Origin of the sequence: Pseudomonas sp. Root329 (assembly GCF_001424925.1) — a bacterium.
Classification (GTDB): domain Bacteria; phylum Pseudomonadota; class Gammaproteobacteria; order Pseudomonadales; family Pseudomonadaceae; genus Aquipseudomonas; species Aquipseudomonas arabinosi.
Window position 1 is genome coordinate 68,224 of record NZ_LMCV01000016.1, and the last position, 25,878, is coordinate 94,101.

Below are 25,878 nucleotides of genomic sequence, written 5' to 3' on the forward strand. Positions count from 1 at the left end.
GAACCAGCCACTAGTTAAGTCAAAAAACCGTGCACAGTCAAATTTATGGCGCACTATGTTTGGATTAACCGAGGATTAATTAACCAAACAGATGGTAAACCTTTGCCGCGTTCTGTGCTTGGTGGATCTGCGACATCTCGTCAACTATCGCTTGCCGCTCCCCTGTCGCCGCCTCAAGAAGCTGTTTATACACCCCCAACAACTCCTCAAGATTGTCGCGCAACGCGGCCTCGTCCACCGAAGCTTCACTCAAGACGTCTTCCATGCAGGAACGGCAAGCCAGGTCCAATTCACCAATGGCTTCCCAGTTACGCTCGGCCAAAGCACCGACCAGGCCTTCACGGGTTTGTTCGATTCGCTGCAATACAAGACTCATGGTGATCTCCTTAAAACTGCGGACCCGGCTCGGCGATAGCATCCCAGCCTTCTTTGACCGTGCGAAGCAAATCGGCGACCTCATCCAGAATCGTTGAGTCATTCCGGATATTGGCGTCTGTCAGGCGCTTGATCATGTAGACATACAAATTGTCCAGGCTGCCGATCGAATCGGCAGCGTTCTCACGATCCAGACCTTCGCGCAGACCACCAACAATTCCAATAGCCTTGCCGATGGCCAGACCTTTGTTGGCGATTTCCTTGCGCTCCATCGCGCCTTTGGCCTGAGCGATACGATCCAGGCCACCTTCCATCAACATCTGCACCAGACGATGAGGGCTGGCTTCGGAAGTCTGAGCCTGGGCACCGATCTTCTGATACTGCCGAAGGGCTAACATCGGGTTCATGCTGTACCTCGTCACAACTCAAAAGTTTGTATAACCAGTGTATCGACGTCGCGTCAAAAAACTTTAGGCCAAAGCAAAAAAGCCCGGCACGCTTGAAAAAGCTGCCGGGCTTTTGTCGCTTTGACGTTTATTAACCGCTTTTTTGCGCGTTCATGGCTTCAAACATCGACTTGATGTTGTCCGCAGTCGCCTTGAGCTTGCCAACCAGGGTATCCATCGCGTTGTACTTTTTGCTCAATGCCTCAGTCAGCGAGGCGATGCGCGAGTCCAGGGCAATTTGCTGGTTGGACAGGTTACTCGTCACGTTGTTGAGGCTTTTCGTGCGCTTGTCCAGCAAACCGTCCGTGGTGACGTAAGGATCAACCGCGGCGTTCATGCGCGCCAGCAGACCCGTGTCCCCGTTAAACAGTGACTGAATTTCCCCGCCCAGCTTCTTGTCATTCATGGCAGCGGAGAACTTGGTGGCGCTGAACTCCAGGGTTCCGTCGGCCTGCAGGGTATTGATGCCCAACTGCGAAAGTACCGACAATTTGCTGCTGGAGCCCGCCGGCACCGTCACCAATTCGTTGCGCACCGCCGACAGCAAAGCACGCGCCGTGGCATCGCCGGTCAACGGCGCCGTCACGGTCAGGTTGCCATCGGCATCCTTGGTGGTCTTGGTCAGCGAGTTAACGGTTTTGACCAGATTGTTGTAAGAATCGACAAACGTCTGCAACGAGGCCTTGAGGCCATCCGTATTGGTTGCCACCGACACTGTGGACTTGCCGACACCCACCAGCGAGAAACTCAAACCACTGACAGCCTGGCCAACGGTGTTGGACTTGCTGGTCATGCTCATGCCATCGACCGTGAAGGCCGCATCATCCGCCAGCGCGGAAACATATCCGCCGCTGCCGGCAGTCATCGGCAGCTTGCCATCGGCAGCCAGCGAGGCAATCCCGCTGACGACAATGTCCGAGCCCTTGCCGGTGGTGGTCGAGCCGATAACCATGCGCGAACCACTGCCATCGTTGACGATGTTGGCACTGATACCATTGGCTTGCAGCTTGCTGTTGATGGCATCCCGGACGGTCTGCAGCGTGGAGTTCGCAGGTACGTCAACGGTGTAGTCAGTGCCATTCTGATTGATGGTCAACGTACCCACCGCAATTGCACTGCTAGCGCCACCGGCGAAGGTAGCCGTGGCGACTTTGGAACTGGTGGCCAGCTTGGTGACGTCAATAGCATAGTTGCCGGTGACGGCACTGTTGTCCGAAACAGCCGTGACAAATTTGGTATCGGACGAGGTCGCAGCAAAACCCAGAAACGCCGGGGTAGTTTTGCTGTTGAGGTTATTCATTGCGGTCTGATAGGCCTGCAGCGCAGACTTCAACTGACCCACTGCGGAAATCGAAGCCGTGTTGGCGGTCACCTGTTTGGTGATCTGGTTCTGCTTTGGCTCTTTATCTGCAGCCACCAGCGCCTTGACGATCGCTGCCGTATCAATACCGGAGCCCAGACCCAGACCCGGTAGAATTGGACTTGCCATGTGCTTCTCCCTTTCAGTTTGTCGCCGGTCTTTTGACCACTACAAAGCCCAAAAGAACGTAGCAACAAGTTTCATGCCAGTTGTCAGGCTTTAGTGCTGAACAACAGACTGCTCGCATCATTCAAACTATTGGCCAGCCTAAGGACTTCTTCGTTGGGGATCTGACGAACCACTTCACCGGAGTCACTGGCAATCACTTTGACCACTACTTTTCCAGAAGGCTCGTCAATCGAGAATTCCAGATTGCGCTTGACCGACTGAACAAATTTTTCAATTTCCTGGACGGCCATTTTCAGTTGGTCCCGTTCGGTTACCGCGTCCTTCTTTTCATCCTTGACCGGTGCCACGACAGCAGCATCGGCTCGAGGCTTCTGCGCTGGAGTATCAGCAACAGTCGTCGCTGGCTTCACCGCCGGATAAGACAAGTTCAGCTTCACGCTCATATCCATGTCCATCACCTCTTAAAGTAAAAAAGCGAGAGAGCACGACCAGCGCACTCCCCCGCCAAAACTCACCCAGCTATTACTGAAGCAGTTTCAGTACAGCGGATGGCAGTTGGTTGGCCTGGGCCAGAACTGCGGTGGAAGCTTGTTGCAGAGTTTGCTGCTTGGTCAGCTGAGCGGTTTCTGCTGCGAAGTCGGTATCCTGGATACGACCTTGAGCGGCAACGGAGTTCTCAGACATGTTCTGCAGGTTGTTGGTGGTGCTCTGGAAGCGGTTTTGTACAGCACCCAGGTCAGCACGAGTGTTGTTGATTGTCTGCAGGGCGGTATCGATTTTGTCGATGGCGGCCAGAGCAGCAGTGTGAGCAGCTGCGTCGCTGGTGCCGGAGATAGCGATGGTACCGGTACCCACACCCAGAGCACTGGCGGCGAAGCTGCTGCTCATTACAACGCTGATCTGCTGGTCTGCACCGGTCATTGCGCCAACCTGGAACTGCATGGTACCGGCGGAGCCGTCCAGCAGGTGCTTGTTGGTGCCGAAAGTGGTGGAAGTAGCGATACGAGTCAGTTCGTCGGACTTCGCAGAGAATTCCTTGTTCAGCGCAGCACGTTCAGAGGTGCTGTTCGAGTCGTTCGTGGCTTGCAGAGCCAGTTCACGCATACGCTGCAGGATGTTGGTCGATTCAGCCAGTGCGCCTTCAGCGGTCTGGGTGATCGAAACACCGTCGTTGGCGTTTTTGATCGCTACGGCAGAACCGGTGATCATGGTTTGCAGTTTGGTAGCGATTTGCAGGCCAGCAGCGTCGTCTTTAGCGCTGTTGATACGCAGGCCGGAAGACAGGCGAGTCATCGAAGTGCTGAGTGCATCGGRAGAGCGGTTCAGGTTCTTCAAGTAGTGTTGGTGTTTACGGTTAAAGCCATGACGAAATCCTCGTTGGTTGGGTACTGCGGCTTCCGGCCCTGGCAACCGCCGGGTGTGGCCTAGAGAACCTTCGTAATAGTTATCGTCGGGTTTGGGTGTTGCTTGAGGGGATTTTTGAAAATATTTGCCATCACACTGCCACCCCTCAGTAAACAAGGGGTTAGCGGGCGCAAGGAATGGAAAAGTGACGCCAGAAAAGCACCGCAGACTGTGAACTGGCTCACAGTCGCGGTGTAGAGAGCGGGGAAAAAGCAGAATCGACAGTTCGGGTTTAGCGCCCTTCAACCATTCTCAACAGCTCGACCACTTCATATTCCAGAAAGTCGGCCAGGCTCAACCAATCCTGACGCTCCTGACAGTCGAGCATGCTCATGAGTGTCTGCGCCCACTGTTGTTGCACTGAGGCCGTCGCCCCATCGAAGGTCGACATGCATTGGGCAAACAGATCAACCATCGCCACAGCGGCCTCGACATCGCGCCCCAGCCGAAACAATGAAGCGCACTGACCGGCGCTTGTACTGAACTCGACGACCTGACTCATTGCACGAACTCTGGATTGAACGTCGTACCGGCGATCATTGCGCCCGCCCGACTGCTATTGAAGAAACGCACCTGAGGATGCCCGCCGATGTAACGCTCCACCTCACACAGGTAACTCCGGAAGTTGAGCTGTGTCTTTATTCGCTGCCCATTGCCGTCCAGTACCCAATTCTTGGCAACACCCAGCTGCGGCCCCAGTTGGCCGTCGCTCCAGCCAGCGTGGGTCTTGTTCATCGGAAAGGCGAAGTCGGCACCGAACAGGGTAATGCGCGAGCCGCCCATCTTGACCGCCAGATCGATGGCCGGATGAATCACGCTGCCACCGACAAACAACTCGGCTCGCAGGATCTGCTGGCGTATCTGGTTATAGATCGGACTGGCGGAGTAACCCACATAACGCTTGCCCTGCCAGGCTTCCAGCACTGAAGTATCGGTCATCGGCAAGTACACCAGCCGGGTGCCGGCCGAGTCCTGGGCAGGTAAATGGTAGGCGCTGATTTTCACATCGATGGTGACCACCACATCGGGCTTGATGCCCCGCTCCAGCAAAGGCCGATAGGCCGTGTCGACGCAGATGAACAACGGGCGATCGGCTTGCCCGCGGATTTCCCGCAGGCGCTGGAAATGCTGCTCCAGGCTCGGCCCCGTCGCGATGACGTAGATTTCCTCACCCACCCGTGTATCAAACAGCTCGGCGACATCGCTATCCGTGCGTAGCAACGGGAGACTGACTTGCAAGCGTTCGACGATCTGCGGATCGTCGGCCTTGAAGTCACGATTGTTAAAGCTCAGGTGTATTTCGCTGATCAGGCGATCGCGAATTTTTGCGTTGAAATCATCGGCCAGCACCAACTCCGACGGCAAGGCGAAAAACGGTAACTGGATTTCCGCCAGATCGCCGGCATACAGCAACTCAACTCTCGGATCGCCAAGCCACGGCTGTTGATCAAGCAATTGCAGCACCAGCGCAAACACCGCGCCGTTGAGGATGTGCACGTACAAACGCTCAAGCCCGGCGCGCGCCAGCAGCTCCATTTGCAGATCGCCAAGCCCGGTGCCGTAGACATGCACCACCGGACTGTCGGCGGGCAGGCTGTCGGCCTGAAGCCTGGCCTCACGGGTGCGGTCATGGCGACTGGTCAGCTGAATGCCATTGATACTCAGCGTCGAGCCCAGGCCTTCCACCAGCTCAGCCTGCAACAGGCTTGTGTTCTCAACCTGCAAGCGCGCAGACAGCATTGGCCAGCGATGCTGTATGACTTCGACGTTGCGCTCAAAGAACTCACTCATGGAGCCTCGCTTTTCGTTCAGGCAAAAAAATAGCGCTCAAGGTTACACCTTGAACGCTTTTTTTGTGCCTGGCTTTCTTTGATTAAAGAGCCTGGAATCAAGGGCGATAGATGATCGCCGAGCCCCAGGACAATCCAACGCCGAAACCGCTCAACGCGACGCGCTTCCAGTCAGAGTCCAGGACATGTTTTTCCAACAGCAACGGAATGCTCGATGACACCGTGTTGCCGGTCTCGACCATGTCCTTGATGAACTTCTCCGGTTCACCTTCAAAGCGTCGTGCCACCGCGTCGACAATCGCGGCACTGCCCTGGTGAATGCAGAATGCGTCGATATCGTCGGCCGTCAGGCCCGAGTCGCCCAGCAGCTCATGCAAATGCGCCGGGACTTTAAGCAGCGCAAAATTGAACACCTGACGGCCGTTCATGAAGAACACGCCATCGGTCACCTTCAGGTGCGGTGCGCCGGAACCGTCGGTGCCGAACTTGGCCTTGCCCAACTGCCATGGCGCGTCTTCGCCCATCCAGGTGGCGGTAGCCGCATCACCGAAGAGCATGGTGGTGTTGCGGTCTTCCGGATCGACGATTTTCGAGTACGGATCGGCAGTCACCAACAGGCCATTCTTGAGGCCGGCGGCTTCCATGAACCCCTTGATCGCATAGATGCCGTAGACATAGCCGGAGCAGCCCAGGGAAATATCGAACGCGGCGACGGTGGTCGGCAGTCCGAGTTTGTCCTGAACGATGGCAGCCGTGTGCGGCAGGCCTTCTTCGTCGCCGTTCTGAGTGACGACGATCAGTACGTCGATGGATTCACGTTTCAAATCGGGATTGTTGGCGAACAGCGCGTTGACTGCTTCGACACACAGGTCCGAAGTTTCCTGCCCGGCGTCTTTGCGCGGCAGAAAGGCCGAACCGATTTTGCCCAGGATGAATTCTTCATCCTTTTCGAATTTTGCACCTTGCGCGTAATTGTCCACGCCGGCTACAGGAACGTAGCTCGCAATGCTTTTTATGCCAATCATTACGGCTTCCCAATAATAAACAGCCCAATACCACCGCTCGCAACGAATCGAGGGGCGCCGACAAACAGAGAAAAATGTCGCCCCGAAGGAGCGACAGACGGGAAGAATAAAAGGCTATCACTGGGTCAAAAAGACACCAGGCGCCACCTCCCCAATTAATACAATACAGTGAAGATGCGCGTTATGACTCGCAGGTCACGCTATTTTGCCGAATCTGGCCGATAAGGCGTTATTCGACCAACGACCAATCCAGCGGCGTTCCGCGCTTGATGGCCTGGCGGGCGCGGCGGCCCAGAAGGCTTTCAGTGTGTTTGGGGGCTAACCCCTGACCAGGACGAATGGCCCGCAGATTGGCGGCGGTGAAGGGCTCGCCGGCCGCCATGTCCTGAGTCACATACAGCGAACGGCGATACACCACCGACTTGCGCTCGGCTTCCGTCACGCCGTAATGCACATGGCCCATGGCCTGCCAGGCGCGTTCGGTTTCGATCACCAGACTGGCCAGCTCCGCAGGCTCCAGAGAGAAACTGGCATCCACACCACCCGCCGCACGATCAAGGGTGAAATGTTTTTCCACCACCGTCGCCCCCAGTGCCACCGCGGCGACAGACACTCCGACTCCCATGGAGTGATCGGACAGGCCAACTTCACAGCCAAACAATTCGCGCAGGTGAGGAATCGTCCGCACGTTGCTGTTGGCGGGTGTCGCTGGGTAAGTGCTGGTGCACTTGAGCAACACCAGATCCCGGCAGCCGGCCTCACGAGCGGCACGCACGGTTTCGTCGAGTTCAGCGATGCTGGCCATGCCGGTCGAAATGATCAAAGGCTTGCCGGTGGCGGCGACCCGCCGAATCAGTGGCAGGTCGGTGTTTTCGAAACTGGCGATCTTGTAGGCCGGTACGTCGAGGCTTTCGAGGAAGTCCACCGCCGTGTCATCAAAGGGAGTCGAGAAGGCGAGAATGCCCAGCTCCTTTGCGCGGGCAAATATTGGCGCGTGCCATTCCCAGGGTGTATGAGCCTTCTCGTACAACGCGTACAGCGAAGAACCGGCCCAGAGGCTGTTCGGGTCCTTGATGAAGAACTCACCTTCGGACAGGTCCAGGGTCATGGTCTCGGCGGTGTAGGTTTGCAGCTTCAAGGCATGTGCCCCGGCCTTGGCTGCGGCCTCGACGATCTGCAGCGCCACGTCAAGGGACTGGTTATGATTGCCACTCATCTCGGCAATGATGAACGGTGGCGCATCGGCACCGATGGTGCGATGGCCAATCTTGAAGTTAGTCATTGCGGTGATCCTTTGAAACGCGCGTGAACGCGCAATTACTCTGAGTGAAACCGGCCCCGAACAGCCGTCAGGCATCGTCCAGGGACGCCTTGCGAACCTGCAGTACCGCACCGGCGAGCGCTGCCGCAACCCGCTGCGCACCACGCCCATCGACCAGCTGCCGCGAGTGTTCGGCCAGACTCTGGCGTAACCCCTGATTGCCCGCGAGAAAAGCGATGGCCTGACGCAACTGCTCGACACTGACGTGCTCGCGGTTGCCTAGATACACATGGGAACCCAAGGCCGCCATGATTTCACCGTTGGCTTGCTGATTGTTCGAGACCGCAATGCAGATCGTCGGCAACCCCATGGCCGCCCGCTCCCAACTGGTGCCGCCACCGGCACCGACAAACAGGTCAGCCTCGGTCATCAAACGATAAAAGTCGCTGACAAAACGGTGTAATCGCCAGTTTGGACGACTGGCTGCAAGTGCCTGCATCTGCGTCCAGGCCGGGTTGTCGACACCGGCGACGAAATCGACTTCCAGATCATGCAAATCCGCCAGCGCCAGCATCGCGTGGTGGGTCTGCATCGCCGCATCGAAGCCGCCAAAGTTCACCAGCACCCGTTTGGCCTGAGGTTTGATCGGGATCGCCGGGCAACAAAACTCGTCGCGCAACATCGCGAAACGTGGCCCCAGCAACGTCTGGCAATTGGGCGCCACCCGCGAAGCATAGGCCTGCGGTGTACCCGAAAGATTCTGATTGAGCAGCAAGTCAACGCTGTACGTGCGAGTGGCGAGGTCGTCCACCGCGGCAATCCGTGGCGCCCAGCGGCGGGCTGCGGTTTGCCAGTGATGATCGAGGCCGTAGTGATCGACGACAATCCAGTCGAAGGCTGGATGGCTTTCCAATGCTTGCCCTAACGCAGCAATGTCCGCCTGCCATGGCAGCATGGATTCGATCGCCTGTTGCGGGTCTTCATCGGGATAGCGATCCGGTAGCGCGAAGGTCTCGAAGCCCTCGGCGGCGAGACTGTCCAGCCGATGCCCAGGCAGCAGGCGACACGCGAAAGCAACGTGCGCGCCCTGCTTGCGCAGCGCTCTGGCCAGGGTCAGGCACCGGGCGATATGGCCGCTGCCAATGGTCGGCGACGCGTCGGCGCGGATCAACACTCTCATTGCAGCTCCCCCCCGGCCCTCAACGCGGCGTAGAGGTATTCGGCACGTTTCCAGTCTTGCGGGGTATCGATGTCCTGCACCAGATGCCGTGGCAGAATCACCGGCAGGCTCGCCGGGGAGAACATGACATCGCCGCGCAACCAGGCTTCGCTGCGGCCCCAGTAGAACTGGCCGGCGTCCTGAAAGGCTTCGGCCAAATCCTGGGAGCGGGTGTTGCGAAATTCCGGGTAGAGCGAGGTCAATGCGCCCTGCGCATCGAGGACCAAGGCACGCTGCACCGCAAAGCCGAAACTGCTGACAGAAAACGCGAAAGACTTGTCCGGATGCTGCTCCAGCAACTCACGACCGTGACGCAAATAACGCGCCTGCAACAAGGGGGCGGTGGCGTAGATGCAGCAGGCATAGTCGAACGCTTGCAATTCATTCAAGGCATGAACGATGACCGCTGAGGTCCCGGTGAAATCATCCGCCAATGAAGCAGGACGCATGAACGGTACCTGAGCGCCGTTGGCCCGCGCGACGTCAGCGATTTCTTCATCGTCGGTACTGACGATTACCTCGTCGAACAGGTTCGAATCCAGCGCCGTGCGGATCGAGCGGACAATCATCGGCACGCCGTCGAACGGCTTGAGGTTCTTGCGCGGAATTCGCTTGCTGCCACCACGGGCAGGAATAATCGCAACACTGCTCAGGACACTACTCCTCAAGGACCAGCCGCCGCAGTTGCTCGACGATATAGTCCTGTTGTTCATCGCTCAGCAGAGGAAACAGCGGCAGGCTGATCGCCTCGGCGTAATAGCGTTCGGCCTGAGGAAAATCCCCCTCGACAAAACCCAGTTCACGATAGTAGGGCTGCAAATGCAGCGGAATATAGTGCAGGTTTACACCGACACCGGCCGCTCGCAAGCCTTCGAATATTTGTCGATGGCTGAGGTTGATACGATCCGTCTGCAACCGCACCACGTACAGATGCCACGCCGATTCCGCCTCTGGTTGAGGGCTGGGCAAGGTCAGCGGCAAGTACGCCAGCAATCGGTCATAACGGGCCGCCAGTTCACGCCGACGCTCGATGAAGCCATCAAGCTTGTTCAGCTGTGACAGACCGAGGGCTGCCTGCAAATCGGTGATCCGGTAGTTAAAGCCCAATTCCACTTGCTGGTAGTACCAGGGACCATGGCTGGGTTCGGTCATCTGCGCCGGATCGCGGGTCATGCCGTGGCTGCGCAGGCGCTGTAAACGCTCGGCCAGCTCCGGGCGATTGGTCAGGACCATGCCGCCCTCGGCGCTGGTGATGATTTTCACCGGGTGGAAACTGAACACGGTCATCGCCGCGAATTCACCGCAACCCACCGGACGCCCGGCATAGGATGCGCCGACCGCATGGGACGCATCCTCAATCACCGTAAAGCCATAGCGCTCGGCCAGCTCGGCGATCATGCGCATGTCACAGCTCTGACCGGAAAACGCCACGGCCACCAGAACCTTCGGCAGCGTGCCGTCGCGCTCGGCAGCTTCGAGCTTCGCCGCCAGGGTAAAGGCATCAAGGTTCCAGGTCAGCGGATCGATGTCGACGAAGTCCACGTCGGCGCCGCAATAGCGACCGCAGTTGGCCGAGGCCAGAAAGGTGTTCGGCGTGGTCCACAAGCGGTCACCCGGCCCAAGTCCGGCTGCCAGGCAAGCAATGTGCAGCGCGGCGGTCGCGTTGCACACCGCCACCGCGAAATCGGCCTGACAACGCTCGGCCATGGCCTGTTCGAAGCGTTCAATGGTCGGCCCTTGTGTCAGCCAGTCGGACTGCAACACGGCAACTACCGCATCGATGTCTGTCTGATCGAGGCTTTGCCGACCATAGGGAATCATACCGACAGCTCCGCGTGCAGGTCTGCGATCTGGCCGATCGACAAGAAGTGCGGATTAGTGTCGGAGCGGTATTCGAAATCTTCGCTCACCGGCTTGCCCTGCTCGCCCAATTTGTCCACGGCGAAATCCACGTCGACGCTGGTGAAACGGATCGACGGTTGAATCGTGTAGTGATCGGCGAACTCCAGGGTCATGCGTGCGTCGTCCAGCGGCACCATCAGCTCATGGAGTTTTTCGCCCGGACGAATCCCGACGTTCTTGTGCGGCAAATGCTCGGCCATGCCCAGCGCCAGATCGACGATGCGAATCGACGGGATCTTGGGCACAAAAACTTCGCCGCCGTGCATGCGGGCGAAGCTGTCGAGTACGAACTGCACGCCGTGATCGAGGGTGATCCAGAAGCGCGTCATGCGTTCATCGGTGATCGGCAACTCTGTCGCGCCCTCGGCCATCAGCTTTCTGAAAAACGGCACTACCGAACCGCGCGAGCCGGCCACATTACCGTAGCGAACCACGGAAAAACGGGTTTGCTGTTCGCCGGCAATATTGTTGGCGGCCACGAACAATTTGTCCGACAGCAGCTTGGTCGCACCGTACAGGTTGATCGGGCTGGCGGCTTTGTCGGTGGAGAGCGCTACGACTTTCTTCACGCCATTATCGATGGCCGCCGCGATGATGTTTTCCGCGCCGTTGACGTTGGTGCGAATGCATTCGGTGGGGTTGTATTCCGCCGCCGGCACGTGTTTCAGCGCCGCGGCGTGTACCACGTAATCAATGCCGCGCATGGCCTGACGCAAACGCTCGGCATCGCGCACGTCGCCCAGAAAATAGCGCATGCACGGTGCGTTGAACGTCTGCTGCATCTCGTACTGCTTGAGTTCATCGCGCGAGAACACCACCACCCGCTTCGGCTGATATTGCTCCAGCAACCGACGAATGAATTTGCGCCCGAACGAGCCGGTGCCGCCAGAGATGAAAATCGATTTACCGTTGAACATGCCTTGAGTCCTTTTACCTGTCAGCCAGGCTTATGCGAGCAACTGCGCCCAGTTCACACTGCAGGCGTCGCCGAGGGTAAAGCCCTTGCCGGTCAAGGCCAGGTTGATGTTATAGGCCGGGTCTTGCGCGAAGCGTGACTGCCACTTGTCGCGCAGCGCCGCACTGACCTGTGGCGCCTGCGCCAGGGTACCCGGATGGAGAATCTGCACTTGCGGTGTCCAGACCGTCAGGAACCCGGCATCGGCGACTTTCAGGCACAGATCGATATCGCCCAGTGTCTCGTCGAAATGCTCTTCATCCAGACCGCCAACGGTTTCATAGAGATCTTTGCGAACCATCAGGCAGGCCCCGGAAACTGCCGAGTAATTCTGCTCGACCACAAGGCGCTGCATATAACCGGTGGCCTCTTTCTTTTCACCCATGAACGCAGAACCCACGTAGCCATTCAACCCCAGGATCATCCCGGCGCCTGTCACCTTGCCTTCATCGTCCACCAGTTTGCCACCCACCACGCCGACTTCCGGACGCTGTGCCTGATTGAGCAGCGATTCGACCCAGTTGGCATTGACCACCTGCGCGTCGGCCGCCAGCAGCACCAGGAACGCTCCCTGCGCTTGGCGACTGGCGAGATTGTGCAAGGCAGACACGCTCAACCGTTGCTCGGCCCGGATGACCCGAATCCGGCCGCGACCGTTTTGTTCCAGATTGTCGAGCCACGCGAGCAACTCAGGGGACTGACTGTGGTTGTCGGCGATCAGCAACTCATGATTCTGGTAACGCGTACGTTGCAACACGCTGACGACGCACCGCTGCAAATCAGCCACGTTGTCTTGGGCGGCAATGATGATCGACACACGAGGGCGGTCACTGTGACGGTAATCCACGCGGTACACGCCAGATGATTCGCTGCTGACCTGAGCCTGATAGCCACGGGTAGCAAGATGGCGAACCAGGGTCTGACGCTCATGCTCGTTGGCTGCCAGCGCGGGTGCCTGACAGATCAGCAAGGGTTCAGAGAGGTGGGCGAGGCCTGCCAGGCCACCGCTCTCGATCAGGCGCAACAGCAGATCGAACTCCGCAGCCTGACTGAATTCGCGGCTGTAGCCACCGGCTTCGACCCACACGTCGCGCCGAATCAACCAATGTCGCGCCATCAACGAAGGAACGCTTTGCAGCAGGTCCAGGTTGAAGTCCGGGCGGAAAACCGGTGTCAGGGTCCCGCTGGCCTGACGATGGACTTCATCGGCGCAGACGGCCCGACACTCAGGCGCGGCGAGCAATTCGACGCTGGCCTGAATCAGACCGCTGGAGGTAAACTCATCGCCCGCCTCAGCCAGTAACAGCCAGTCGCAACGGGTGTTCGGCACCACCTGATTGATCTTTTCGATGTAGTTGTCAGCACTGACCTTGACGAAATGCAGGGTATTTTCAACGCGGGTGGCCGAGGTGATTTCGCCTGTGGTGAACACCACGATCTGGAACGCGCGGAAATGGCTGTCCAACAGACTGTCGAAAGTCGTCTGTAATTTGTCGGCATCGTTGTTCAGGTCCAGCAACAAAATGCAGAACCGCGGACTCCCCCCCTTCGCGGCCAGATGACGGGCAATAGACGCGGCCTGCTCTTTATCAGGTCCTCGCGCCTCCAGCCAGTTCAGCAATTGCCCGGTAGGCATTTTGTCCAGCAACACTCGGCTGTCCTGGGTCGATACCGCATCCAGACGTCCAGCCCAGGCCGAGAGCACGTCGGCCTCATCGCTCTCGCCATCGTTACGCAGCGCCAGCGCCAGGCGCTTGACGACCTTGCGGTTGAACGCATTGCACGACAGCGCCTTCCACAGGCGAGCCTTGATTGTTCGCTCGGTGTCGTTGCCATGGGTGCGCAGCAGTTGTTCCTGCTCCAGCAGCACCGCTTCGAGGCGTTCAAGCTGCAGCTTGCCCGCGGGCATGGCGTGCAAGAGGAATTCGAACTCGGTCAGGCGATCGAAAAAGGGCTGGTTGTAGAACGGCATTTCGACGAACTGAGTCGGGCCGAATTCGCGGACCGGGCCCTTGAACGGATCACTCCAGGTCGAATGAAAAATCGGCTCGGTGGTCAGTGAACGTCGCTGCAACAAGCACTGCGACATGGCCGCAAAACTGTCCAGCGCGAATGCGCGGGTCTGCGCCTGATCGCGACCGGCAATCGCGGTCGGCACGGTGGACAGAAAGTCGGCAAACTTCTCCCGCTCGGCCACGGATTTGGCATCGGTGAAACTGAGCACAAACACCACCTCGGTGTTGTGTTCCGAAGCGCCATAGTTGGCTTCGCGCACCACGTAAGGGATCGGCAGAATCCGGGCCTTGGCCGACGCCAGCAAGTAATACACATGGCCGATTTCCTGCCATTCGAAGCTCAGCTCTTCAGGCATCAGGTCGTACCACTGACGCAGCAGCGCCGTGCGCGTGACGGCGAAGAACGGCGGAATGAACTGGCCCATGTAATCGAGCACCCGATCTTCGGCGCGCTCGCTGGCGTAGTCTTCCTGAACTTTCTTGTCGCGACGGTAGTAGGTCACTCGGGTCGCGTCGGTCAGGTACATCATGCAGTAGCCATGACACATGCCGTAGTCCGGGTTCGCCTCCAGAAATTCCACCGACTCGGTCAACGCACCGTGCAGCAGGAAATCGTCGTCGGCGGCAAAGGCCATGTACGGTGTGGTGACCAGGCCAATGCCGTGCTTGAGCTTGGCCTGGAAACCCAGGTAGGAAAATTGCGGCAAGTGCTGGTACTGAACGTGCGGATAGGCCTCGGCGACCCCTGTGTCCGGCGCACTGGAGGAGTCCAGCACAATGATCGTGCACGGATAATTGCTGTAGTACTGCAGCGTACGGCGCAAAAACGCTGGCCGGTTGTGGGTGGCCAGCAGCAGCGTGAAACGCTCGCCCAGTGGTGCAACTTGTTCAGAACCGAAATGACCTTGCATACCTTTCCCCGCAGCCGGCGACGCGCCCGATGAACTCAATGACATGACGTTGCTTAACGAACCCGACGCAGGTAGCCGTCCGGAGCGACGGTGATCAGCAGCTTGTTCTGCAGCTGACGGTCGATCTCGAAGTCGCGGTTTTCTTCCAGGTATTTCCACACGGCAGTCTTCGGGTTGTCGCCCGGGCCCCACGGACGATCCGGGAAAAAGTCGGCCGGCATGTCTTCAACCACGGTGTCCATGACCACGCAGTAGCTGTCCACCGACACCAGTGGCGCGTACAGGCGCAGTTCTTCCAGCACGTGATCGTGGGTGTGGTTGGAGTCGAGTACCAGAATGACTTTCTTGCCTTCGGCAGCGGCGCGCACTTGTTCGGCGATGGCCGGATCAATGCTCGAACCTTCGATCATCTTGATGCGCTTGCTCATCGGATGGCTTTCGATGGCTTCGCGGTTGTGCGGACGAATGTCGAGGTCGATGCCCAACACTTCACCGTGACCTTGCAGCTCCAGCAGCGATGCGTAGTAGATGATCGAACCGCCGTGGGCGATACCGCACTCGATCACCAGGTCGGGTTTGACCTGCCAGATGATTTCCTGCATCGCCATCATGTCTTGCGGCAGCTGAATGATCGGACGGCCCATCCACGAGAAGTGGTAGCTGTACTTGTGTTTGGCCGACTGGTTGAAGAAATCCTGGGCCAGACCGGTGAGTGTCTGGTCATCGCCCTGACGCGCGATTTCTGCCTGGCATTCGGCTTCGAAGGCTTTATTGATGGTGTTGTCGGTCATCTGAAAATTCTCAATAGTCACTGGAACGAAGCGCTGTCGACGGCGTGATAGACGTAGCGTCCACCGGTCATCCGCTTGATTTCTTCGAGGTAGTTGGAGTTCATCACAAACAGATGGGCGCCTTCGGGCAGGGCATCCATGGCCTCTTGCGGCGAGGACACCCGCACGCCGCTCAGAGGCAGATAACGGCCCTGCTTGGCCGGATTGATATCCACCACACGATCCACCGCCACACCGGCCCGTTGCAGGAACAGCGAATAGATCACGCCTTTGGACGACGCGCCCCAGATCGCCGAACCTTGTTCGGGTGCGGCCTGAATAATCTGCACCGCGCGCTCAAGACTGCCGGTGAAACCTTCGGGCAGGTCCAGGCGCGGCACCGTTTGCTCCGGGGTCAGGCGCAAGGTCGAAAGGTCGGCCACGATGTACAGGTATTGGCCACCGAACAGGTGACCAGCCTCATGCACGGTGCCGAACATCCGGCGCAGGTCATCGAGGCGGAAGTAGTTGACGTGCTCGTAGAACAGGTCGAACCAGGCGCGGTGATCGATGATCCAGTCGAAGCACGGCACTTCGATGTAGATCTGTCCGCCCTGATTGGCGTCGGCCATCTCGGCGAGGAAGCTCACCGGATCCTGAATGTGTTCCAGCACATGACGCAGCACGATGGCGTCCGCCGCCAGACCCAGCCCGCGCGTGAACGGGGCCTTGATCACGTCGACATTGTCGCCTTCGTAGGCCGGGTCGATGCCGGTGATGGCATAGCCCAGACCTTTGAGGAGTTCTAGAAAATAACCTTTGCCGCAGCCGACTTCGATCAGTTCCCGGCCCTTGAAGTGCCGGGCAATGATCCCTTCGACATCGCTCAGGTGCTTCTGGAACTGACCGGAATGCGCCTGCTCGTTCTGGTAATCGGCGTCGTAGCTGAGCTTGTCGGCATCGAAGGCCTGGTTGAAGATCAACCCGCTCTGCTCATCCTGGACCAACACCATGTCGGCAGAGGCCGAAGCCCTGGCCGATTGCGGGTCGGCAAAGGTGCGATTCTGCAACACGGGCAGGTCGGCGACCCGATACAACTCATGCGTCATGCTCTGCTCCCAGTAACTGTTGCAAGCGGTCCGCCACGCCCCAGAACGCCATCGGTTCATGGGTCGGATAGGGATAGTGACCGAGGTTCAAATGGATCGATGCGCCACGCTCACGCAGCCGTTGCTCGACCAGCGCCCGGACCGAAACCGGCTGGCCGCTGGAACAATTGATCACGCCATTGAAGTCCCGCTGTTGCAGGATCGCCGCGAGGTAACCGGCGGCCGTATCGATCGCCAGGTAATCGCGCAATTGTTCACCGGCCGACATGTTGAAACGTTCTTCCCCGGCATCGATCGCCCGGTCCAGCGCCGCCAGCAAACTGTTGGGGTTCTGTCCGGTGCCGTGCAGGTAAAACAGCCGCGCCCATTGCAAGGTGAACGGTTGAACCCGCTGCAAATTTTCGAGGAACACGCGCAGGGAGTTTTTTGCCAGCCCGTAAGGATTGCTCGGCTGCGGCGCACTCTGCTCACTGAGCGGCCCACTCTGCATGCCGTATTCGAAACAGGTCCCGGTGACCAGCACCTGCGACACGCCCGCCTCGACCGCGCCCTTGATGAACCGGTAATCGGCCATCAGGTTGTGCTCGAAGTGAAACAGCGCCTGATAGTTCGGCAACCCTGGCCAGGCCAGGTGCGCCAAGGCATCGACGCCATCGGTCAGCGCAGCGATGTCCAGGTCGGCGGCGTGAATATCCGCTGCGATGAACTCCACGGCATTGATCCACGACATGCTCGCGGCGATTTCGACGTTGCGCGCCACGGCCCGGACCTGACAGCCACGGGCGAGCAAGGCAGCGACCAGATGCCGGCCGACGAACCCGGTGGCACCGGTGACCAGGACCTTCACAGCACGGTCAACTCAGGCACGGCGATGACGAATCGGCCATCCCACTCGCGAACCTGAGCCAGTTGCTGACTGACTTCGTGCAGCAGGTTCCACGGCAGGACCAGGACGTAGTCCGGCTTCTCGATGTCGATCTGCGCCGGCGAAACGATCGGGATACGACTGCCCGGCAAGTACTTGCCCTGCTTGTGCGGGTTGGCATCGGCGACCCAGGCCAGCAGGTCCGGCTTGACCCCGGCGTAGTTGAGCAAGGTGTTGCCCTTGGCGGCGGCGCCGTATCCGACCACACGCTTGCCGTCGGCTTTCGCCTGCAACAGGAAACGCAGCAGTTCGTGTTTGATGCGTTCGGCGGCCGGCGCGAGGGTCGTGTAGTACTCGGGGGTTTTCACACCGGCGGCGAGTTCGGCCTGCAACTGTTGCTGAACCGCTGGTAGCACGTCGCGGCGAACGCCATCAGCACGCTGGACGAAGACACGCAGCGAACCGCCGTGGGTCGACAGCTGACTGACATCGAACACTTCCAGACCGTTGCGCGCGCACAACGTCTGTACGGCGGTCAGTGACAGGTAGGAATAGTGCTCGTGATACAGCGTGTCGAATTGCTGCCCGGCCATCAGCGTCAGCAGCTGCGGAAACTCGAACGTCGCCACGCCGGTCGGCTTGAGCAAGACCGCGAAACCACCGAGGAAATCATTGATGTCCGGTACGTGGGCCAGCACGTTGTTGGCGGCCATCAGGTCAGCGGCCCAGCCTTCGGCGCTCAGCTGCGAAGCGGTGTCGCGGCCGAAGAACAGCTCATGAATCTCCAGACCTTTTTCCCGTGCCGCTTGCGCGGTGCTGCGGGTCGGCTCGACGCCCAGACAAGGGATGCCGCGCCCGGCCACGTACTGCAACAAGTAACCGTCGTTGGCGGCGATTTCCACCACGCGACTGTCGGCGGTCAGGCCAAAGCGCTCGACCATCTCGCCCACATAGCGCTCGGCATGGGCCAGCCAGGTGCTGGAGAACGAACTGAAATAGGCGTACTCGGCGTCGAACAGGCTGTCGGCGCGGGTGTAATCCTCGGTCTGCACCAGCCAGCACTGCTGACACACCGCAACCTTCAGCGGCACCCATTGCTCGGCTTGTTCCAGCTGATCAGCGCGCACGTAGGCGTTGGACGGCGGCGAAGTGCCGAGGTCAATCAGCGGCAAAGCCAGCGGAGTAGCGCAACCACGGCAATTCATACACGCACTCCAGCGAAGTGTTCATCGAGCAAGGGGTGGCTGGAATCCCTGGCCGACAGATTATTGACAGGCAACGGCCAGGCAATCGCCAGCCGTGAATCGTTCACCGATAAACCACCCTCGTGCGCAGGCGCGTAATCAGCGCTGTGCAAGTAAAGCAATTCGGCGTCATCGGTGAGGGTTTGGAAACCGTGAGCAAAACCGGCCGGGATCAACAGGCTACGACCGTCGCCGGCCCGCAGGTGTTCGGCGTGCCAGTGCAGGAAGGTCTCGGAGTCCGGGCGCAAATCCACCGCCACGTCCCAGACTTCACCACGCAGGCAGGTGATCAGCTTGGCTTCCGGTGCGCTGGCGTTCTGATAATGCAGACCGCGCACACTGCCGCGTTCGCGGGTGCAGGAATGGTTGATCTGGCGGATATGAAACGGCTGGCCGAAGGCGCTCAGGCTGCCTTCGCAGAACAGCCGCGCGAAGTGCCCGCGCTCATCTTCGAAGCGTTTGTGTTGCACGCTGAACAGCCCGGCCAGCGGCAATGGTTTCAACAGAAACTCGCTCACAGCGCGCCTCGGTACAGGTTCAGCTGACCCAACGTGATGGCGCGCATGTCGTCGCCGTTTTGCCACGCCAGGTGCCAATCGAGGGTATGGGTCAGGCATTGCTGCAACGACCAGCGCGGCTTCCAGGCCAGCCGTTGACGGGCGCGACTGCTGTCCAGACGCAGCAGACCGGCCTCATGCAGATCACTCGGTTCAATACGCAATCCGCGTGCTTGCGGCCAGCGGTTGGCGAGCATTTCGACCACTTCGCCGACGCTGCACATGTCCGCTTCGCTCGGGCCGAAGTTCCAGGCGCCAGCGAACTCGGGACCTTGCTCGTAAAGGCCGGCAGCCAGTTGCAGGTAACCGGCCAACGGCTCCAGCGCGTGCTGCCAGGGGCGCACGGCTTGCGGGTAGCGCAGAGTCACCGGCTCATCCGCCGACCAGGCCTTGAGCACGTCGGGGATCAAGCGCTCCGGCGCGAAGTCACCACCGCCCAGCACGTTGCCGGCCCGGGCCGTGGCCAGCGCAAGACCGTGTTCGGCATAGCGCTCTGCCGGGAAGAACGACGCCGCGTAAGACTGGGCCAGCAACTCGCAGCAAGCCTTGCTGCTGCTATAGGGATCATGTCCGCCGAGGGCTTCGTCTTCGCGGTATGGCCACAGCCATTCTTTGTTCGCGTAAACCTTGTCGGTGGTCACCAGCACACACGCGCGCACACCACCGACCTGGCGGATCGCTTCAAGCAGATTGAGCGTGCCCATGACGTTGCTGGAGTAAGTCCCCAGCGGGTCGCGATAACCTTCACGCACCAGAGGCTGAGCTGCCAGGTGCAGGACGATTTCCGGTTGCACCTCGGCAATCAGTTCCAGCAAGGCGCCCAGATCACGCAGATCACCGCGTTGATCGTTGATGCCTTCGGCCACCCGCGCCAGCTCGAACAAACTCGGCTCGGTCGACGGATCAAGCGAAAATCCGCTGACGTCGGCACCGAGGCTTTGCAGCCACAATGTCAGCCAGCTGCCTTTGAAACCGGTATGGCCGGTCAACAGAACCCGCTTGCCGCGCCAGAATTCCGGGCTCAGTCCCATAGTTTCCATGGGGCCTCCCCGCTCTGCCACAACGCCTCAAGGTGATTCTTGTCGCGCAGGGTGTCCATCGGGTGCCAGAAGCCGTCGTGCTGAAAGGCCTGCAACTGCTCCTCGGTGGCCAATGCGGCCAGAGGTTCGGCTTCCCAGGAGGTTTGATCGTCAGCGATATACGGCAGCACTTTGGGCGACAGCACGAAGAAACCGCCGTTGATCCAGCCACCGTCGCCGCGCGGTTTCTCGGTGAAACCCAACACTTTGTCGCCGTCACGCTCCAGTGCGCCGTAACGTCCCGGGGGTTGCACGGCGGTCACGGTGGCGAGCTTGCCGTGGGCCAAATGGAAATCCACCAGGGCTCCGATGTTGAGGTCCGAGACACCGTCGCCGTAGGTAAAGCAGAAGGCCTGTTCACCTTCCACATAACGCGCGGCGCGGCGCAGGCGGCCACCGGTCATGGTGTCGTCGCCGGTGTCGATCAGCGTGACGCGCCACGGCTCGCTGTAGTTCTGGTGAACGTCCATGCGGTTGTTGCACATGTCGAAGGTGACATCAGAGGTGTGCAGAAAGTAGTTGGCGAAGAAGTCCTTGATCGCATACCCCTTGTAGCCCAGGCAAATCACGAAGTCGTGGATACCGTGGGCGGAGTACTGCTTCATGATGTGCCAGAGAATTGGCTTGCCGCCGATTTCGATCATCGGCTTTGGCTTGAGGTGCGACTCCTCGCTGATGCGCGTGCCCAGGCCACCCGCCAAAATAACTGCCTTCATCGTCTCCCCTCTTGTTCTTCACAGGGCTCAGCCAAGCTGTATCAAGCTTTTGCGGGCCTTCTGGCTAAAACCTTTTTGCCGTTCATAGCGCCTCCGGACAGGCCGGGAGTGCTCGTTTTATGGCGATGCAAGGGGGACTTGCAGGAAACGCGCCAGCTCCACGCGTCCATCGGGCAGCACTTTTCGCATAAAAAAAGGCCGGACATCACTGCCTAATGCTGTTCACTTAAGATTGGAGTACATATCCGTTTCTGCGGTGATGGCTGATTACGGTTTCGCTTTTACAGCGAGTCACTTGGAAAAGCCCCAAGTAACCAAGGGCTCCTGCCCCACCATTCGGTGCCTCGCCTAGGCTCGGCATACCCTCACTCCGGCATTGCTCCGGGGGCCCGCCGCCATCGGCCATCCATGGCCGGGGGCGGCTACCGCGGCATCCTTGCCGCGGTGCCCCCTGCGCAATACCTGCGTTCGGCCTCTGGGAAAGGGGCAGACAGATCAAAATCAAAAGCCAAGCGAGGCGGCCTGATAGCCGACCTGATGTCTGTCAAGGTCATCGGCGGTGGACACCTATGTCATGCCCGCCAAAAATCCAACTGTGGGAGCGAGCCTGCTCGCGAAGGCGGACTTACATTCAACATTGATGTCGACTGACAGGGCCTCATCGCGAGCAGGCTCGCTCCCACAGGGGAAATGCGTACGCTTTGAAGAGACAGGCCGGCCGGTAGGCCGCCTCGCTTTGGCTTTTGCGGTGCCCGCACCCTCGAGAGGCCGAGTGGAGGTTCTGCGCAGTGGGCAACCCGGCAAGGATGCCGCGGTAGCCGCCCCCGGCCATGGATGGCCGATGGCGGCGGGCCCACGGAGCAGGACCGGAGCGAGGGCATGCCGAGCCACAGCGAGTGACTCGCTGTAAAAGCGAAACCAATAGCCGCCGTGACCGCAGAAACGGATATGTACACAAAAAAGAAAAGACAGGTCGGCCGCCTCGCTCTTGATCCACCGCCCGCTCGCGACCCATGTGTGTGTGTGCCTGGAAACACCAAGCTTAAGTGAACAACATTAGGACATCACTGCCCGGCCTTTCGATTTAAACGATTGATCAGCTCGCGATCCATCCGTCGTACCACAGCTGCAAGTTATCGCCGCGCAGCATGTAGTCACGCATCACCGCTTCGCGCAGCTCGTCGCCCATACGATAGCTGGCCTCGGGATCGGCCAAGTGCATGCGAATTGCTTGCAGCCACTCCTCGGTGCTGTTGCTGACGACCCGTGTGCACGGCAAATAGCCGCGATAGGCTTCGGTGTCGGTGCAGATCACCGGATAGCCGCAGGCGCCGTATTCCAGCAGTCGCAAGTTGCTCTTGCAGTCGTTGAAGATGTGGTATTCCAACGGCGCCAGCGCCAGGTCGAGGTTAAGGCTGGCCAGCTTGGCCGGATACTCCTGCAGGCCCACCGAGGGGTGGAACTCACGCACGTAAGGGAGCAGCGCTTGCGGGCACATGCCGAAGAACACCCAGTCGACGACATCGGCCAATTCACGGACCACGTCGGCAATGATCTCCAGGTCACCGGCATGGCTGGTGCCGCCGCCCCAGCCGACGCGCGGCTTGGCACCGGTGCGGCGCAGGGAAACGCGATTGCTCCACAAGTGCGTGGCCAAGGTGTTCGGCACCACGCGAATATCGTGATGCATGCCGTTCAACGCATCAGCCAGCGCCTGGGTCGACACCACCACTCGATCACACAGGCTGATGCCACGACGCATGGCTTTTTCGAAATCCTTGGGCCGATGTTTCAGGTGGCCGTTTTTTTCCGGCACGTCGATGATGTAGTCGTCGAGTTCAAAAATGCGCAAGGCTCGGGAATACGTTTTGACCCGCTCGATTTCGTTCACCAGCGCATCGTTGTAGCGCCCCTGCATCACCACCGTATCCGGCGATTGACGCTCCAACTCGATGATCGACGGCATTTCGAAAGCTTGAACACCCGTGACCAGGCCCGCCGCCTCCAGCTCCAGAAACGGCTGCACCACGCGGTAATGCCCGACCGCCGATTGGTTCACCGGCAAGGCCAGAACCCGCGGCAAGCTGCGGCTGCCGAACGGACTCCAGCCCAGGCGCATGCCAGGTTCCAGGCAGAAACTCGAACCGGTAAGACTCAAGTTGGGGTTGTAGGCTGGATCCCGGGCCATGTCGGGCAACCACTTGCGGTAGATCGTCTGCTGCTCGCGACCGAGCTGCTCCTGGCGCGCCTGTTCGCCCCCCTGTTGCAACGAAACCGCCGGCTCCACCAGCATCAAGCGGGCATGAGGCGTCCAGACCACCAGATAACCGGCCTTGGCCACTCGCAAGCCCAGGTCCACATCGTTGAATGCCAGGCTGAACGAACGCTCGTCCAGCCCGCCCAACTCCTCGAACACCTGCTTGCGCACCAGCAGGCAGTCATCGCTGACCGCACTGTAGTTCTGCACTACCTGCAGACGCTGCATGTAACCACCGGACTGCATTGATTCGCCGATAAACGGCGCACCCACCGGTCCGCGCAACCCGAGCACCAGTCCGGCATGCTGGAGGGTGCCTTGGGCGCAGACCATTTTCGCTCCGACGATCCCGACTTCGGGGCGCTGGGCCTGACTCATCAGTGCGTCCAGCCAGTCGGCATCAGTGATCACGCTGTTCGGCGTGAGCATCAACAAGTAGTCGCCACGAGCCTGGGCGGCGGCGAAGTTGTGAATCGCCGCAAAGTTGGCCGCATGGGGGTAACGCAGCACTCTCAGCTTGTCGCTGCCCAACTGCGCCATGCCATCCAGCCAGGCGCGAGCCTCGCTGGTGAGACTGGCGTTGTCGACGATCAACACTTCGTAGTTCGGGTAAGCGGTTTTTTCCAGCAGGCTCGCCAGGCAGCGCTCAAGCGCCGTCAGCTGGTCCTTGGTGGAAATGATGATGGACACCAGCGGTTGCCGGGCGTGGCGATAATCCACCTGATTGATCAGCGCTTCACTGCCGGCCCGCCAGTCGAATGCCACACCCAGCCGTTGCAGGTGCGCCTCCAGCAGTCGCGGGTTTTCAGCGGCCACGGCGGTCGAAGACAACCACGAGGCGTAGCTGAAGGACGACTCCACCAACACTTCGCCAATGTGTTCGATGGTGTGGGGGCCGGCGCTTTCGACCATCCGCCAGAGCAAGTCTTGAGGCGCCAGTTCCTGAAAGTCGGCACTGAAACCGCCCCGAGCCAGAAAACCGTTGCGCTCAAACGCCAACGCACGCCCGGTGTAAGGGTAGCTGCGCATCAGGTCGAGATTGAAATCCGGTTTGAACACCGGCTCACGGGAGATGCCGTCCACCAGCGCGCCTTCATCCGCGTAGCAGCACAACATATGTTGACGCTCGACGATGCGCTCGGCCATCAAGAGCAGCGCGGCCTCGGTCAAGCGATCGCCGGCACGCAACAGGTAGAACCAATCGGCCCCCTCCAGTTGCGGCAAGACACCATTGAGCTGCTGCGCCCAATCCGCCTCCAGCACCAGGTTCAGCACCCGCCCGTCCAGCCCCGCTTGAGCGCCCGCACTGGACAGCACCACCACCGCTTGAGCGCCGTAACATTGCGCGTTGATGCTTTCCAGCGTCAGTTCCAGGGCCTGCCGGTCGCCGGCGCCGTCGATCACGATCGGAACGATTGTCGGGCGGCGTGGCCACGCGTGCGTCTGCGCCAACAGCTGCCCAAGGATCGCAGGCTCGCGCCGACACTCCAGCCACTGCGCATACAGCTGCCCGAAGCTGCGGCTGTCGCTGCCGACTCTGGACTCTTGGACGGCCTGGCGAGCGACGAGCAAATGGCCGAGGGAAAACTCCTCCCACACGCGTTTTTTCGCATCGACACCCGGCAGCGCGGCGCAGTAACGGATCCAGCCGGAAAACGCTGTCCCTTTATCGCCGCGCTCGTTGAGCATTTGCGTCAGCCATTGACCTTCGACCAGCATTTGCTGCTGCACGGCCGCCTGGCATTTGAAGCTGTCCGGGTGCAGGCGCTCGACACTCTGCACCTGACTGGCCACTGCCAGGTTGCCGCGCCGCAATAGGCAAACGAACAGGACCAGATCCAGCAAACCGGCAAAACCCACCTCCGGTTGCAGCAACGCCGGCAGCAATTCGCGGACATCGGCAGTGCGCATCAGCACGTTGCTCAAGCCACCGATGAAGTTCAGCGGACGGACCTCAAAGAAGTCCAGCAGATCGCCCCCCTTGAACAACGCATTGCCACCGGCCATCGCGGTGTTTTCCAGACGGTGCGGCAGGATGTGATCATCGGCATCACACAAATAACGCTGGGCACCGACCAGGCTGACATCTTCGTACTCGCTCAGCAGTGCGGCCTGAGTCGCGATGCAGCCAGAGAACAATCGATCATCATCACAAAGGAATTTGATGTACTCCCCGCGACTTTCCTCCAGGCACCGCAGCAGGTTGCCCGCAAAGCCCAGGGGCTGAGGGTTTTTCAGATAGCGCAGCGGGAAACGGGTCGGGGCCGAAATCCCTTCGACGATGCTCGCAATCTCGTCGCCAGGACTGTCGTCGCAGATGATGATTTCGAGGGATTCGTAGCTCTGACTCAGGACACTTTGCAATGCCGCATGGAAAAAACGCGGATTGAAGGCTGGGATGGCGACACTGACAAGGGGAGCTGAACTCACAGGAAAACTCTCGACCGCAGAGTGCTCCAGCCCTGGGGCCGGGCATGCTGACCCGGTTG

General features: G+C 59.6%; 20 protein-coding genes and 2 pseudogenes. All 22 read right to left on the reverse strand.

Translation table 11 applies throughout. The features are described from left to right. Positions 1–79: 79 nt before the first annotated feature. Entirely contained in the window at positions 80–376 is a 297-nt protein-coding gene (locus tag ASC74_RS15185; protein WP_056742091.1) for a hypothetical protein, read from the reverse strand. Between the two features lie 10 nt (positions 377–386). After that, positions 387–782, reverse strand: coding sequence for a flagellar export chaperone FliS (gene fliS / locus ASC74_RS15190; RefSeq protein WP_056742092.1), 396 nt, complete (start codon positions 780–782; stop codon positions 387–389). A gap of 130 nt (positions 783–912) precedes the next feature. Continuing rightward, on the reverse strand, positions 913–2,310 hold the full coding sequence (gene fliD, locus ASC74_RS15195) for a flagellar filament capping protein FliD (RefSeq protein WP_056742094.1): 1,398 nt from the start codon (positions 2,308–2,310) through the stop codon (positions 913–915). Positions 2,311–2,393: 83 nt separating this feature from the next. Then, positions 2,394–2,759, reverse strand: a complete 366-nt coding sequence (locus ASC74_RS15200; protein ID WP_056742096.1) for a flagellar protein FlaG — start codon at positions 2,757–2,759, stop codon at positions 2,394–2,396. Between the two features lie 73 nt (positions 2,760–2,832). Then, a pseudogene (locus ASC74_RS15205) lies at positions 2,833–3,674 on the reverse strand (flagellin domain-containing protein). 272 nt (positions 3,675–3,946) lie between these two features. Then, the gene (locus ASC74_RS15210; RefSeq protein ID WP_056742098.1) at positions 3,947–4,216 is read right to left on the reverse strand and encodes a hypothetical protein; all 270 of its coding nucleotides are present in this window, start codon (positions 4,214–4,216) and stop codon (positions 3,947–3,949) included. Beyond that, positions 4,213–5,505, reverse strand: coding sequence for a motility associated factor glycosyltransferase family protein (locus ASC74_RS15215; RefSeq protein WP_056742099.1), 1,293 nt, complete (start codon positions 5,503–5,505; stop codon positions 4,213–4,215). The genes ASC74_RS15210 and ASC74_RS15215 overlap by 4 nt, the downstream gene beginning before the upstream one ends. Before the next feature lie 97 nt (positions 5,506–5,602). Then, positions 5,603–6,529, reverse strand: a complete 927-nt coding sequence (locus ASC74_RS15220) for a ketoacyl-ACP synthase III (RefSeq protein ID WP_056742101.1) — start codon at positions 6,527–6,529, stop codon at positions 5,603–5,605. 229 nt (positions 6,530–6,758) lie between these two features. Continuing rightward, positions 6,759–7,811, reverse strand: coding sequence for a pseudaminic acid synthase (pseI, locus tag ASC74_RS15225; protein ID WP_056742103.1), 1,053 nt, complete (start codon positions 7,809–7,811; stop codon positions 6,759–6,761). Between the two features lie 70 nt (positions 7,812–7,881). After that, positions 7,882–8,970 (reverse strand): annotated as a pseudogene (pseG, locus tag ASC74_RS15230) (UDP-2,4-diacetamido-2,4,6-trideoxy-beta-L-altropyranose hydrolase); the annotation flags it as partial. Continuing rightward, a complete protein-coding gene (gene pseF, locus ASC74_RS15235) occupies positions 8,967–9,662 on the reverse strand; it encodes a pseudaminic acid cytidylyltransferase (protein ID WP_056742215.1) in 696 nt (231 codons plus the stop codon). The gene pseF and the pseudogene pseG, both read right to left, overlap by 4 nt. Positions 9,663–9,666: 4 nt before the next feature. Beyond that, positions 9,667–10,830, reverse strand: a complete 1,164-nt coding sequence (gene pseC, locus ASC74_RS15240) for a UDP-4-amino-4,6-dideoxy-N-acetyl-beta-L-altrosamine transaminase (protein ID WP_056742106.1) — start codon at positions 10,828–10,830, stop codon at positions 9,667–9,669. After that, positions 10,827–11,828, reverse strand: coding sequence for a UDP-N-acetylglucosamine 4,6-dehydratase (inverting) (gene pseB, locus ASC74_RS15245; protein ID WP_056742107.1), 1,002 nt, complete (start codon positions 11,826–11,828; stop codon positions 10,827–10,829). The genes pseC and pseB overlap by 4 nt, the downstream gene beginning before the upstream one ends. 30 nt (positions 11,829–11,858) lie before the next feature. Next, positions 11,859–14,792: a TIGR00180 family glycosyltransferase gene (locus ASC74_RS15250; protein WP_056742109.1), complete on the reverse strand. Its 2,934-nt coding sequence runs from the start codon at positions 14,790–14,792 to the stop codon at positions 11,859–11,861. A gap of 53 nt (positions 14,793–14,845) precedes the next feature. Beyond that, positions 14,846–15,583, reverse strand: coding sequence for a cephalosporin hydroxylase family protein (locus tag ASC74_RS15255; RefSeq protein ID WP_056742111.1), 738 nt, complete (start codon positions 15,581–15,583; stop codon positions 14,846–14,848). 17 nt (positions 15,584–15,600) lie between these two features. Then, entirely contained in the window at positions 15,601–16,671 is a 1,071-nt protein-coding gene (locus tag ASC74_RS15260; RefSeq protein ID WP_056742112.1) for a class I SAM-dependent methyltransferase, read from the reverse strand. Continuing rightward, positions 16,661–17,518, reverse strand: a complete 858-nt coding sequence (locus tag ASC74_RS15265) for an NAD-dependent epimerase/dehydratase family protein (RefSeq protein WP_056742114.1) — start codon at positions 17,516–17,518, stop codon at positions 16,661–16,663. Before ASC74_RS15265 ends, ASC74_RS15260 begins: the two co-directional genes overlap by 11 nt. Beyond that, positions 17,515–18,741: a class I SAM-dependent methyltransferase gene (locus ASC74_RS15270; RefSeq protein WP_056742116.1), complete on the reverse strand. Its 1,227-nt coding sequence runs from the start codon at positions 18,739–18,741 to the stop codon at positions 17,515–17,517. Before ASC74_RS15270 ends, ASC74_RS15265 begins: the two co-directional genes overlap by 4 nt. Next, on the reverse strand, positions 18,738–19,298 hold the full coding sequence (locus tag ASC74_RS15275) for a dTDP-4-dehydrorhamnose 3,5-epimerase family protein (RefSeq protein ID WP_056742118.1): 561 nt from the start codon (positions 19,296–19,298) through the stop codon (positions 18,738–18,740). Before ASC74_RS15275 ends, ASC74_RS15270 begins: the two co-directional genes overlap by 4 nt. After that, the gene (rfbG, locus tag ASC74_RS15280) at positions 19,295–20,377 is read right to left on the reverse strand and encodes a CDP-glucose 4,6-dehydratase (protein ID WP_056742120.1); all 1,083 of its coding nucleotides are present in this window, start codon (positions 20,375–20,377) and stop codon (positions 19,295–19,297) included. The genes ASC74_RS15275 and rfbG overlap by 4 nt, the downstream gene beginning before the upstream one ends. Further along, the gene (rfbF, locus tag ASC74_RS15285) at positions 20,359–21,132 is read right to left on the reverse strand and encodes a glucose-1-phosphate cytidylyltransferase (protein ID WP_056742122.1); all 774 of its coding nucleotides are present in this window, start codon (positions 21,130–21,132) and stop codon (positions 20,359–20,361) included. Before rfbF ends, rfbG begins: the two co-directional genes overlap by 19 nt. A 1,096-nt stretch (positions 21,133–22,228) precedes the next feature. Continuing rightward, positions 22,229–25,819 carry a glycosyltransferase gene (locus ASC74_RS15290; RefSeq protein ID WP_056742124.1) on the reverse strand — a complete coding sequence of 1,197 codons (3,591 nt, stop codon included), beginning with the start codon at positions 25,817–25,819 and terminating at the stop codon, positions 22,229–22,231. Between the last annotated feature and the right edge of the window lie 59 nt (positions 25,820–25,878).